This is a genomic window from Mycobacterium colombiense CECT 3035, assembly GCF_002105755.1.
GTDB lineage: Bacteria > Actinomycetota > Actinomycetes > Mycobacteriales > Mycobacteriaceae > Mycobacterium > Mycobacterium colombiense.
The window spans coordinates 2,111,961-2,126,041 of record NZ_CP020821.1 but is presented as its reverse complement, the minus strand read 5'-3'; the positions used below and the strand labels follow the sequence as shown (position 1 = coordinate 2,126,041).

The 14,081-nt window shown below is 66.6% G+C and carries 4 protein-coding genes; 2 read left to right on the top strand and 2 right to left on the bottom strand.

Going from position 1 to position 14,081, the window contains the following annotated elements; genetic code table 11:
* Window positions 1–1,074: a PE-PPE domain-containing protein gene (locus B9D87_RS09665; protein ID WP_040629719.1), complete on the bottom strand. Its 1,074-nt coding sequence runs from the start codon at window positions 1,072–1,074 to the stop codon at window positions 1–3.
* A 169-nt stretch (window positions 1,075–1,243) separates the two neighbouring features.
* The gene (locus B9D87_RS09660; protein WP_007770213.1) at window positions 1,244–2,650 is read right to left on the bottom strand and encodes a condensation domain-containing protein; all 1,407 of its coding nucleotides are present in this window, start codon (window positions 2,648–2,650) and stop codon (window positions 1,244–1,246) included.
* Window positions 2,651–3,013: 363 nt separating this feature from the next.
* Here B9D87_RS09660 and B9D87_RS09655 point away from each other — a divergent pair, with 363 nt between their 5' ends.
* A complete protein-coding gene (locus B9D87_RS09655) occupies window positions 3,014–10,936 on the top strand; it encodes an SDR family NAD(P)-dependent oxidoreductase (protein ID WP_367648968.1) in 7,923 nt (2,640 codons plus the stop codon).
* Window positions 10,903–14,076, top strand: coding sequence for an SDR family NAD(P)-dependent oxidoreductase (locus B9D87_RS27815; RefSeq protein WP_367648971.1), 3,174 nt, complete (start codon window positions 10,903–10,905; stop codon window positions 14,074–14,076). Before B9D87_RS09655 ends, B9D87_RS27815 begins: the two co-directional genes overlap by 34 nt.
* Window positions 14,077–14,081 lie beyond the last annotated feature (5 nt).

The window sequence follows — 14,081 nt, the reverse complement described above, 5'->3', positions numbered from 1 at the left end:
TCAGCCGGGCGGCGGGAAGACCGCGCGAATCTGGGCGAAGAGGTTTTCGATGGAGTCGCGTTCGCCGGGGCTCAGGACGCCTACCGGATCCATGCCGTTGACCGGATCCACGGAGACGGGCCGGGTAAGGAGGTTGTCGTTGCGGGAATACCCCGCATCGATCTGGGGCTGCAATGCCGCATCGATCTGGTTTACCAGGTTGTCGGACCAGCCGAGGTAGCGCAGCCCCAACGTCAGCGGAAGATGGTTCACCGGAACCAAATACGTCGTCGTCTTCGCGCCTCGGGAATTGACCGTCGTCCGGATGTTCTGCGGTGGCACAATTCCGGGGCCGGTGAACGCCGCAGGGGTGTGCACGACCGTCGTGGCAACCACCGCATTGAGGTCGGCCAGCAGGTTGTCCGGCCTATCGGGGAAATCCGCGAAACCGTCGTATGCGGCGACGATCCTGTTGGTGTCGTACTGGCTTTCGACCGGTTGAGGCATGGTGTAGCCGATAAACGGGATGGTGTCAGCGGGTTTGAAGATGCCGGACGCAAAACTCGCCCCGAATGCGTGGGTTCCGACCGGGTCGCCCAGGGTCGTGAACTGCAGCTTGTCTGGCGGTGGTGCCTTCGGGTCGTTGGCCAGCCGCGCCTGTTCCTGGTCGAGCGCGAGGTTTCCTTGCGACAAAGCGACAACGGCACCCGGCTCGGTTGCGTTCCGAACGGTCTGATCCAGGCTGTCCGCAGCTTGATCGATCGCCTGGCCTACGGACATTTTGTCTCGTGGCCCGGGAAACAGCTCTTGGGGCACCCAGCCGTAGAGGGCTCCAGCGGGATACTCGACGATCTCGCGTTTGGCGTTCGGAAAGTACCCGGACCCGGCGCGGCTCGTGTACTCGTACCAGGGGATGCCGGGCGGGCGTGCACCGCCGACTGCGTAGACAACCCTGGCGGTGGCATCGGCACCCACTGGCGACGGGCCCGGCGGCGGCCAGGGGAACTCCGGGTCTCCGCTTGCCACGCTGGGTCCGAACCCACCAACCGAACCCGTCAGCAGCGCCGCGAGTGCCGTTGCGAATGCTCGTTTCACTTGTCCACTCCCGGATAGCCCGTACTCGCCGCCACACTACACGCTGTTAATTCGTTTCGGGCCCTTGCGGACTCGCCGATGTGACGTGCGGTAGGGCCTGTCGACGTAGCGCGCTTCAGCGGCGTCAGGACCGGCCAAACGCCTTGTGGCGCCCGCGTTCCCTGTCAGATCACCAATTCCCGCGATCGGCGACCTGCGTAAACGCGGATTTCATCGCTTCCACGTAACGTGTGACCGATTTTTGGGCAATGGGGTTGTCAGGGTGCATCACCGCCATGATCGTGCCCTCGCCGTACCGGAATATGTAGATGGTCAGCTGATAGGAGTACCGGCCGTCGGAGTAGATCCCGATGTTCTTCGCACCGCCCAACTCGGCGGTGAGCACCGCATTGAGGGGAGCGGCGCCCCCATGCAGGAAGTTCGTCACCGGAAAGTTCGGTCGAGGCCAGTCCAACCATGGCGCCAATTCCAACACCCGGTAGTAGGGCACCTTCGCCAAACTCAGGCCGGAATCGAAAGACGCCTGCGCCGCCCACGCGGCCTCGCTGAACGATGCCGCCGCGATGGGGACGGTGATCGGGACCAGGCCGGTGAACCAGCCCTGCGTCACGAAGTTTTCCGATGTGCGGCGGGTGTCCCTCGGGGTCAGCCCGTAGTAGGTGACGGCACCGGTGAACTCGTGCTCCACCAAGGCGATACAGGCGAACACGCCGCCGATGAAGCGAGCGCCCGCCGCGGTGCAGGCGGATTCGAATCTCTCCGTCTGTTCCGCGTCAAGCAGGGTTTCGGTGATCATCGCGCTGTCCGTCGCCTCCATGGGATTGCCGAGCGGAAGCGGGAACTCCGGGAGGCTGCCGTTGTTGTTCTCGGCGAAATCAATCCACGCGCGTACATCGGGCAAATCGGCGGTCAGAGCCGACGTATCCCGGTGCTCCTGCACGCAGTAATCGTGGTAGCTGCCTGCATCGGGCAGCGGCAGGGGCCCGTTGCCGGCCGCCAACGACATATACATCGCGTAGGACTCCAGCATCGTGATACCGATCAACGACGCGTCCCCATGCACATGATCGATGCTCGCGTAGAACGTGAAGTGATCGTCGGCCTGGACCACCCCGAAGCTGAAGCAACCCCACTGCAACGGATCCGGTGTGGCGACCGCGTGCTCGTACAACTCGTCGATCGTCATTTCTCCGTGCGTGGTCGGCGCGAATTCGATGTCGGCGGGATCGTCGATGATATGCCTGACGATCTCACCGGTTCCGTCGTACTCAAACCAGCTTCGGTACGTATCGTGGCGACGCAGATACGCGTTGAGTGCGTACGTCATAACGTCGATATCGCATTCACCCGGTATCGCACACGTGGCCACCAGCAGCCGTGAATAGTCCAGACCGGCGGCCTTTCGTTCGTAATAGCCGCGAAGGTGTTGGGTCTGCATGTAGGTGGCGGGCACTGAGCTGACCGGGGCCCGCCGAGCCGATTCAAGAGCCGCTGCTGTCGGATGCCACGAGGTGACCGGGCCGCAGCTCAGCTCCCAGTCGCCGATTGAACCGATCGTGATATTCCCGATTCGCAATGTTTCTCCCTCGTGGATAACCGCAGTTCGGCTGGGTTGGTAGCGAGATCAAGGTGACGCGCCGGGCGTTGAACTTGGCATACCCGGACGGCAATGCAACAACTTACAGATTGCGAGGGGTTGCGGAAAGGCCCGAATTCTCCTGGAACTCAGCCTCCCGACCGCACCAGGGTTTTTGTCGGACACCATCACAGTGAAGTACTTGTCATACGCTCCATCGGGCGATTAGCTTGTGCGCAACCGGGATTGCGTGTGGTGCACCGTGTCGCCTACAAGTCGTCCAGACCTAACACAGCCCCGAGTTCACGAGCCCCACTCCGCGGGGATCGAGTTTTCATCACCCATGGCAGAGAGGACATCCGCATGGCATCCGTCGAAGATCCGATGAAGCAGGCGTCGGGTTTTGCGGTCGTTGGCTACTCAGTGCGTGTACCGGGGGCGGCCGACGCCGATGAATTCTGGGATGTCTTGCGACACGGGCGCGATGCGGTGTCGGAGGTGCCATCGGATCGCTGGGATGTCGAGGAATTCTTCGACCCGGATCCCGAAACGCCCGGCCGGATCGCGACGCGCCGGGCGGGCTTCCTCGATGACGTAGCGGGGTTCGACGCGGCGTTTTTCGGGGTGTCGGCGCGCGAGGTCAAGATGATGGACCCGCAGCATCGGCTGCTGCTGGAGACGGCATGGCAAGCGCTGGAGCATTCCGGCACCGCACCAATGGGTCTGGCGAACACCAAGACCGGCGTGTACATGGGCTTGTCCACCCACGATTACTTCGGAATGATATCGGACGAGCTGGATTACGGCGACATCGAGGCGTATACGGCGATCGGGACGTCGGGCGCGGCCGGAGCGGGCCGGATCAGTTATCGGCTAGGGCTGCAGGGACCGGCGGTCACCGTCGACACGGCGTGCAGCTCGTCGTTGGTGGCGATCCATCAGGCCTGCCAGGCGCTGCGTCTGGGGGAGTGCGACCTGGCGCTGGCAGGCGGCGCGAACGTCCTGATCAGCCCGGGAACCATGATCACTTTTTCGCAAGCGCGGATGTTGGCTCCGGACGGCCGGTGCAAGACGTTCGACGCGGCCGCGGACGGCTACGTGCGCGGCGAGGGTTGCGGCGTCATCGTGGTGAAGCGCCTAGAGGACGCGATCCGCGACGGCGACCGGATTCGCGCCGTGATCCGTGGCAGTGCGATCAATCAGGATGGCGCATCGGGCGGCTTGACGGTGCCGAACGGTGTTGCCCAGCAACGTGTTATCGCCGAAGCACTGGAGCGTGCCGGCGTCGCGGCCGGTGACGTCGGCTACCTGGAGGCGCACGGGACCGGGACATCGCTCGGCGATCCGATCGAAGTGCAGGCCGCGGCCGCCGCGCTCGGTGACGGGCGCGATGCCGGCCAGCCGCTGCTGATCGGATCGGTGAAGACCAACATCGGGCACCTGGAAGCGGCGGCGGGTATCGCCGGCCTGATCAAGGTCATCCTCTCGCTCGAACACGAGCAATTGCCGAAACACTTGAACTTCCGCAACCCCTCGCCGCATATTCCCTGGGATCGGCTGCCGGTGCGCGTCGTGGACGAGCCTGTCACCTGGGAACGCAACGGTCGACGCCGCATCGCCGGGGTCAGTTCGTTCGGTTTTTCGGGCACCAATGCCCACGTCATCGTCGAAGAAGCTCCCACGGTGGACCGCGTCGCCGCGGCGCCGCCCGCGCCCCCCGATGACCGGCGCTTCAGCGTGTTACCGCTGTCGGCGCGTAGCCCAGCGGCGTTGGTGCAGCTCGCCGAGGACTACCGCGACTGGTTGGCCGCTCATCCGGAGGCCACCCTGTCGGATGTGTGCTTCACCGCCGGGGTGGGCCGTTCCCACCTCGAGCACCGCGCCGCCTTGGTGGTGAATTCGACCGACTCCGCGCGTGAATTGCTCGGTGCGCTTGCCGACGACCGCCCGGCACCGGGTTTGGTGCGGGGAATGTGCGCCGACACGCCGAAGACCGCGTGGTTGTTTCCCGGTCAGGGCAGCCAGTTCGCCGGCATGGCCCGTGAGTTGTACGAAACCGAACCGGTGTTTGCCGAGACAATGACCCGGTGCGCGGCGGCTCTCGCCGATGTCCTCGAAAGGCCGTTACTGGACGTCATATTCGACGCCGACGGTGAAGACACCTTGCGGCAGACGAGCTATGCCCAGCCCGCGCTGTTCGCGGTGGAGATGGGCCTGGCGCGGCTCTGGCAATCGTGGGGTCTGCAACCCGACGTGGTGCTGGGCCACAGCGTGGGACAGTATTCGGCGGCGTGCGTCGCGGGCGTGTTCAGCCTCGAGGACGGGGCGTTGTTGCTCGCCGAGCGCGGGCGCCTGTTCGGCAGCCTGCCCGCAGGCGGTCGGATGGTGGCGGTCTTCGCCGCCGCCGACCGGGTCGAGGCCTTCACCGACGAATTCCCGCGGCTGTCGGTTGCCGCCTACAACGGCGCCAACACCGTGCTGTCGGGCCCCGCGGAGGACCTGGACCGGGCGGTGGGGTCGTTGGTGGCCGACGGTGTTCGCTGCGACTGGCTGGAGACCAGCCACGCGTTCCATTCGGCGCTGCTGGATCCGGTCCTCGACGAATTCGAGTCGTACGCAAGCCGGTTCGACTACTCTGCCCCGCAACGGACCCTGGTGTGCAACCGCACCGGGGCGGCCCTTGGCAGGAACGCGAGGCTCGATGGCCAGTACTGGCGCCGCCATGCGCGTCAGCCGATCGAATTCGCCAAGGGTGCAGCAACTTTGGCCGACCTCGGTTGCGCGGTGCTGTTGGAGGTTGGGCCGCAACCGGTGCTCACCGCATCGGCGCTTCGGGCATGGCCCGATCCGGCGACGGCACCGCAGGCAATCGCGTCGTTGCGCCGAAACGGCGCCGACCACCGCCAGATCACGGAAGCGGTTGCCGCCGCGTACATCGCCGGTCATCTTCCTCGCTTCACCGCCCTCCAGCGGGAACCGGCGCGCAAGCTCGACCTGCCCACCTATCCATTCCAGCGTCGCCCATACTGGTTCCGTGACAAGCGGGTTCGGCCCGCCCAGACGGATACCATGCGGACCGAGGCCGTCCGGCTACTCGAGGATGACCGGATCGAGGAACTCGCCGCGCTGCTGGACGGCGACGGCGACAATCAACACACCGTCGATGTGCTGAAAAAGCTTGCTATACAGCATAACCGGCAGCGCAATGCGCAGTCCGTGACGGACGCGCGTTACGAGATGCGCTGGGAAGTATCCACTGTTCCGGCCACCGGGGCCGCAGTTGCGGAGCCCGGCGAGGCCCCCGGCTGGCTGCTCATCGGGGACGATGGGGAGGCAGTACGGCCCTTGGTCGACGCGCTGACCGCGCAGGGCCACCGGCACCAAATTCTCGGATTGCCGGCCTCGGACGCGGACGAGGAACGGCTCGAAGCCGCGTTGCGAGCGGCGGTTGCGGATAACCCGGCGTTGCGTATCGTGCATTTCGCGGCGCTCGAATCGGACACCGCACCATCGATGCGGTCGCTCCTGCGGATGCAACACCGCGTCCTGGGCGGCACCCGGCGACTCTTCCGAGCCGCCGCCGCCGCGGAACTCCGAGCACCCATCTGGCTGCTAACCCGCGATGCGCAGCGGATCACCGGCGCCGACACCGTGTCGCCGGTGCAGAGCTGCCTGTGGGGTTTCGGCCGCGCCGCCGCGCTGGAACATCCGCAGGTCTGGGGTGGACTGGCCGACCTGCATGACGGTAGTGCCGACGAGTGGTCACGGTTGATCAATGTGGTGGCTGCGCAGGGCGGCACGGCCACCAGGGAAGACCAAGTCGCGCTGCGGGATCAGGCCGTCTATGTTCCCCGGCTGACGCGGCGCGTAGGGCAGCCGCTGGCAACGCCGCTAGTCCTACGCGGCGACGCGACATATCTGGTCACCGGCGGGCTGGGCTCGGTCGGACTGGAGATCGCCGGATATCTGGCCGGCCACGGCGCCCGGCATCTGGTACTGACGAGTCGGCGTGCTCCGGGCGACGCCGCGCAACGACGCATCGATGCGCTCAGCGAACGCTACGGCAGCGAATTTCGCGTCATCGCCGCCGATGTGGCCGACCCGCACGATGTCGCTCGCCTGTTGGCCACCGTGCAGGCCGAACTGCCGCCGCTGGCCGGCATCGTCCATGCCGCCGGCGAGATAGGCACCACCCCCCTGAGCGAACTGGGCGATGCCGAAGTCGACCGCGTATTCGCCGGAAAGGTCTGGGGCGCTTGGCATTTGAGCGAAGCGACCGCAGACATGCGTTTGGACTTCTTCCTGAGCACTTCCTCGATCGCCGCGGTATGGGGCAGCTTCGGCCAGACCGCCTACAGCGCGGCCAACGCGTTTCTGGACGGGCTGGCCGACCGGTTGCGAGAGCAGAAGTACATCAGCGTCAACTTCGGTCCGTGGTCGGCGGGTATGGCCGACGAGGACGCCCGCGCGCGGCTGGACCAGCGCGGGGTCCGGACGCTGCCGCCCGCCGACGCGCTGGCGGGGATGGCAGATCTCATGGTGGCCTCGGCACAGCAAGGGATTTCGCAAGGCGTCGTCGCCCGGATCGACTGGTCCCGTTTCCTGCCGCTCTACCAGCTTTCGGGGAAGCGATCATTCCTGGCTGAGTTGGAACCCGAGGTGCCCGCCTCGGCGGCCGTTGCGGCGCCCTCCGGCACCACACGATTGGTCGAACGGCTCACCGTCGCCCCGGTACAGCAGCGGAAAAAGCTCGTGCTGGAGTATCTGCGCGACGTCGTCGCGGAGGTGACACGGATCGATGTGGCGGAGATCCGCGAGGACGCCGGATTCTTTGACCTGGGCATGGATTCGCTGATGGCCGTGGAGATGCGCCGCCGCGTCGAGCACGCCGTGGGCTCCGAGTTGCCGGCGACCCTCGCGATGGACTACCCGCGCCTGGTCGACGTGGCCGACTACCTGCTCGGCGACGTGCTTGGCCTCAACGCCGCGGCGTCCGCCGGGGCGGCCGTCGATTCGGCAGCCCCGCCGGCTCCGGCGCGGCCCTCGCCAACGACGGCCCTCACCGATGAGCCGATCGCGATCGTCGCGGTAGCCTGCCGCTTCCCGGGCGCCCCGGATCCGGATGCATTCTGGGAGGTGCTGTCCGGCGGTGTCGACGCGATCCGGGAGATCCCGGATGACCGCTTCGACATCGACGATTTCTACGATCCGGACCAAGAGACACCGGGCAAGATCTATACGCGCTGTGGTGGATACCTCGACGGGATCGACGGTTTCGATCCGGAATTCTTCGGCATCTCCCCACGCGAGGCTGTGTGGATGGATCCCCAGCAGCGGCTGATGCTGGAGATCGCGTGGGAAGGCCTGGAACGCGCCGGATATTCCCCAGCGGCGTTACGCGGCAGTCGAAGTGGCGTATTCGTGGGGGTCGCCGCCAACGAGTATTCACACCTGCTGTCCAGCGATTCGATCGAGACCATCGAAGCCCACTTCATCACGGGCAACGCGCTCAACGCCATCTCCGGCCGTGTTGCCTTCGCGCTCGGTCTGGAAGGGCCGGCGGTGGCGGTCGACACCGCGTGCAGTTCGTCGCTGGTGGCCGTCCATCAGGCTTGCCAGGCATTGCACTCCGGTGACTGCGATCTCGCGCTGGCCGGTGGCGTCAATGTCTTGTTGAGCCCGGCGTCCATCGTCGCCGCGTCGCGCGCCAGGATGCTGTCTCCCGATGGCCGCTGCAAGACCTTCGACGCCGCCGCCGACGGCTATGTGCGCAGCGAGGGATGCGGAATTCTGGTCCTCAAGCGGCTGAGCGACGCGCAGCGTGACGGTGACCAGATCTGCGCGGTCATCCGGGGCAGCGCGGTCAATCAGGACGGCGCGTCCAGCGGCCTGACGGTGCCCAACGGCGGTGCGCAGCAACGACTTATCAGCGCGGCGCTGGAGCGTGCCGGTATCGGCGGCCGGGACGTCGATTATCTCGAGGCACACGGAACCGGCACGGCGCTGGGTGACCCGATCGAGGTGCAGGCGGCTGCGGCCGTCTACGGCGCGGATCGCGAGCCGAACCGCCCGCTGCTGATGGGATCGGTGAAGACCAACATCGGCCACCTCGAGTCGGCGGCGGGCGTCGCCGGCCTGGTCAAGGTCGTGCTGTCACTGCAAAACCAAGTGCTGCCGCAGAATCTGCACTTCGAGCAACCGTCGCCGCACATTCCGTGGGACTCGCTGCCGGTGCAGGTCGTCGACAAGCCGACTCCGTGGCAGACCAACGGCAGGCCACGCCGCGCCGGCATCAGCTCGTTCGGCTTCACCGGGACGAACGCCCATGTGCTCATCGAGGAGGCGCCCCGGCAACCGGCGATCCCGGACGACAACTCGACCGAGGACGGCTCACCCGATATCACCACGGCGCCGGACTCCGACGCCCAGCAGCAACCGGTCAGCGTGTTGCCCTTGTCCGCCCGATCGGCTGAAGGGCTGGTGGCGCTGGCGCAACGATATGACGCTTGGTTGGAGGCGCACCCCGACGTCGACATCGCCGACGTCTGTTTCACCGCCGGCGTGGGGCGTTCGCATTTCGAACACCGAGGCGCGTTGGTCGTGGATTCGGTTCCGTTGGCTCGAGAACTGCTCGCCGAACTGGCCGAGAACCGGCTGCGGCCCGGCGTGGTGCGCGGCGAGTGCACCGACCCGCCGACGACGGCCTGGTTGTTCACCGGGCAAGGCAGCCAGTATCTCGGGATGGCGCGTGAGTTGTTCGACAGCGAGCCGGTGTTCGCCGACACCGTCTCACGATGCGCCCAAGCCGTTGATCCGATACTGCCGCGACCATTGCTCGAGGTGCTGCTCGGCACCGACGGCGAAGCGGCAGAAACACTGCGGCACACCTCTTTTGCGCAGCCGGCGCTCTTCGCCGTCGAGATGGGCCTGGCCCGGCTGTGGCAGTCGTGGGGCATCGAACCCGATGTCGTCCTGGGGCACAGCGTCGGCCAGTACGCGGCGGCGTGTGTGGCCGACGTGTTCAGCCTCGAGGACGGGGCGCGGTTGATCGCCGAACGCGGTCGCTTGTTCGGCAGCCTGCCCGAGGGCGGCCGAATGGTAGCGGTATTCGCAGACGCCCAGCACGTGGAGAGACTCGCCGATGGGTTCCGGCGGATTTCGGTTGCTGCCTACAATGGCCGCAATACCGTGTTGTCTGGTCCGGGCAGCGATCTGGAACAGATTGTCGCCAGTTTCAGCGACGATGGGATCCGATGCACCTGGCTGGAGACCAGTCACGCGTTCCACTCGGAGCTGCTGGACCCGGTGCTCGACGAATTCGAGGCGTGCGCGGAGCGGGTCCGATTCGCCGTGCCGACCCGGCCGCTGATCTGCAACCGCACCGGCGCGGTGCTCACGTCGGAAACCCCGCTGGATGCCCAATATTGGCGGCGGCATTCGCGCCAGCCGGTGCAGTTCGCCGAAAGCGTCCGCACCGCAGCGGCGCTGGGCTGCTCGGTGGTGATGGAGATCGGTCCTCAGCCCGTTCTGACCGCGGCTGCGCTGCAGGCCTGGCCGGAATCCGCGGACGCGCCACGTGCGATCGTTTCCCTGCGCAAGGGCGTCGATGCGCGACGGCAGATCGCCGAAGCGTTCGCCACCGCGTACATCGCCGGGCACCGGACCGACTTCGCTGCGCGGCAACAGCTGCCGGGCCGCAGGGTCGAACTGCCCACCTACCCGTTCCAGCGCCGTCGCTTCTGGCCCAAGACGTCGGGTATCGCCGGTGTCGATGTCGGTGGCGCCGCCGTATCCGGAATCCTTGGTAGCGCAAAGGATCTGGCCTCCGGGGACTCCGTGTACACCAGCCGGCTGTCGGTCAAATCGCAGCCTTGGCTTGCGCATCACGTCATCTATGGCACGGTCGTCGTCCCGGGTGCCACCTACGCGGCCATGGCCCTTGCGGCGGTAGGCGCGCCGGCGCGGGTGCAGGACGTCTTCTTCTATGAACCGATCATATTGAGCGAGAAGACGTCTCGTGAGGTTCAGCTGACCCTGCACCCGTTTGAAGACGGCGGCGGGTGGACCTTCCGCGTGCACAGCCGGACCTACGGAGTTCGCGATGCCGAGTGGTCGTTGAACGCCGATGGCACTGTCGTCGACGGTGTGGACGAAGAGCCGGCTGTTGATCCGGCGGATTCCATCGAGGTGGCAATCGAGCGGCTGAACCGGACGCGTCCGCAGCAGCTGTTCGACACCTTCAACGACATGGAATTGGCCTGGGGCCCACCTGGTCAACCTCGCTGAAATCATTGTGGATCGGTGACGGCGAGGCGATCGGCGATGTCGCCATCGGCGACGAACTCGCCGAACATCTCGGGAACGAGCCGGTCCATCCGGTGCTGCTGGATCTGTGCACCGGAGTCGCATTCCCGGCTTTCCCGTCGCTGATGGAGGCCAGCGAGCGGGGTACCGTCCCCGATCTGTTCTTGCCGCTGCGCTACGGGCGGGTGACGCTGAGTGAGCGGATGCCGCAACGCTTTTACTGCATTGCGCGGCGGCAGAACGGCGGTCTCGACGGGGAGACGCTGGTCTTCAACCTCGATTTCGTGGGCCGGGATGGCCGCCACCTGGGCGGGATCCGTGAGTTCACGGTGAAGCGCGCGCCGCGCGAAGCATTGCTGCGCGGGCTCGGTGGCGATGCCACTCGGCTGCTGTACACGCTCGGCTGGGAAGAGATGCCACCGGTCGCGCCGGATGACGCCGCCGAGAACGCCGACGGCACGTGGCTGATTTCCGGATACGACGAACTGGCAACCGAATTGCCCGCCTGCATCCGGTTCGATCCGGCCGCCGATCCGGAGCACTGGCAGCGGCTGTTCGCACAGGCTTCCGACCGCGCACCGGTCTCCGGCATCGTCTGGCGCAGCAGCCGGCAACCAGACGCGGCGGAATCGAGTGCCGAATTCACCGCGCGGCTGGAGGCCGAGGTCGCGAGCCTGCTCAGTGCCGTGCAGGCCGCGCTGACGGACGAGACGGTGAAACTCACCGGGGGACTGTGGATCATCACCGAACGCGCGGTGGCGGCCGAATCCGGTGAGCCGGTCGACCCGGCGCAGGCGGCGCTCTGGGGGCTCGGACGCACGATCATCGCCGAGCAGCCGAGGCTGCGCTGCCATCTCGTCGACCACGACGGAGCCGAGGACACCGTGCACTGGCTGGCCAAGCTGTGCGGCGCAGCCGGCGCAACCCTCGAGGAACCCGAACTCGCTTTGCGGCAAGGGAAATTCCTGGTACCGCGGCTACTGCCGTGGGCGCGAAGCGGTTATCTGCCGATGCCGCGCGCTACCGACTACGTCCTGGCGCCGACCGAACGCGGTGCGATCGACAATCTGCGCCTGAAGGAGATCGAAGTGGCACCGCCCGCCGGCGGAGAGGTGCAGATCCGAGTGGAGGCGGCCGGCCTCAACTTCCGGGATGTGCTCAATGTGCTCGGACTATATCCGGGGGATCCGGGACTGATCGGTGGTGACCTGTCGGGCATCGTCACCGAATTGGGCGACGGCGTCACCGGATTCGAAGTGGGCCAGCGCGTGATGGGCTTCATGCCCGGAGCGTTCGCCAGCCGGGTCAACGTGCCGGTCCAGCTGCTGGCGCCGGTGCCGGACGGCACGGGCGCGGTGGACGCGGCGACGATACCCGCTGCGGCACTCACGGCCCGGCTCGCCTTCGACTGGGCCAGGTTGGGACCCGGTGATCGGGTGCTGGTGCATGCCGCCAGCGGCGGCGTCGGACTGGCCGCGGTCCAGATCGCGCGCCAGTGTGGCGCGACGGTGTTCGCCACCGCCAGCAGCTACAAACGCGCGATGCTCCGCAAAATGGGGGTGGAGTACGTCTATGACTCGCGCAGTACGGATTTCGCTGATCAGATCCTCGCAGACACCGGCGGTGCCGGCGTCGACGTGGTGCTCAACAGCCTGACCAACGAGGGCTTCGTCGAGGCGACCGTGCGGGCAACCGCCCAAGGTGGGCGGTTCGCCGAAATCGCCAAGCGGGACATCTGGACGCGCGAGCAGATGGCGCAGGCCCGCCCCGATATCGACTACGAGATCGTTGCGCTGGATGGAACGATCGTGGCCGACCCCGAGCGCATTCGGGGACTGCTGGGCGAGGTGTCGGACGCGCTGGCCAGCGGCGAGATCATGCCGGTGCGTGCCGAGATCTACCCGTTGACGGAGGCTAAGTCGGCCTTCCGCCGCATGCAGCAAGCGCGCCACATCGGCAAGATCGTGGTGCAGATGCCGAGGCCGCTGCAGCCGCGCGGCGATCGGAGCTATCTGATCACCGGTGGCCTCGGCGCGCTCGGCCTGCAGACGGCCTCCTATCTGGCCCAGCTCGGCGCGGGTGACATCGTGTTGACCAGTCGGCGTCTGCCCGACGCGGACGCACAAGCGGCGATCGCCACCATCATGGAGCGCTACCGGTGCCGGATCCACACCTTTACGGCCGACGTCGGTGACGAGGTCCAGGCCGGAGAGCTGATAGCGCGGATCCGGGCAGAGCTGCCGCCGCTCGCGGGGGTGGCACACCTGGCCGGCGTGCTCGACGACGGGCTACTGCCGCAGCAGAGCCCGGATCGATTCCGCACCACCCTGGCACCCAAGGCCTTTGGCGCTTACCACCTGCATCTGCTGACGATGGACGACGACCTCGAGTTCTTCATCATGTACTCGTCGGCATCCAGCGTGCTCGGATCACCGGGGCAGGCCAACTACGCGACCGCCAACGCGCTGCTCGACGGGCTCGTCGCCGAACGCCAAGCGGGGGGTCTACCCGCGGTCGCCGTCAACTTCGGACCCTGGGCCAAGGGTGGCATGGCCACTTCGCACGCCGCGCGTGCCAATCTCGGCGCGCAGGGCATGATTCCGCTGGAGCCCACGGCCGCGCTGAGCGCACTCGGCGAGGTTCTCGGCCAAGGCACCGCGCAAGCGGTCGTCATCAAGGCGAATTGGCAGCGCGCGGCGAAAATGCTGGGCGGCTCTCGCCCACCGCTTCTCGATCACGTCCTGCCCAGTGCCGCGGAGGCGACGCAGGGTGACAGTGAGTTGCTGCGCCAACTGCACGAGGTACCCGACGCGCAACGGGCCGACTTCCTCACCGAATTCCTCCAGCGCGAAGTGCAGAGCTTCCTCAGGCTCGCGCAACCGCCGGCGGCAACCAGCCGATTCCTGGACCTGGGCACGGATTCACTGATGGCGGTTGAACTCCGCAACCGGCTGTACGGCCAGTTCGGCGGCGCATTCACCATCAGCGCCACCGCGGTGTTCGACTACCCGACGATCAGGTCCCTCGCCGAGTACCTGGCCGATCAGGTACCGGAGTCGGCCTCTGGGACAGACCTACCGTCGGGCGAGGCGGAGGTCGTCGGTCTGCCCGAACCGGCGTAATGCCG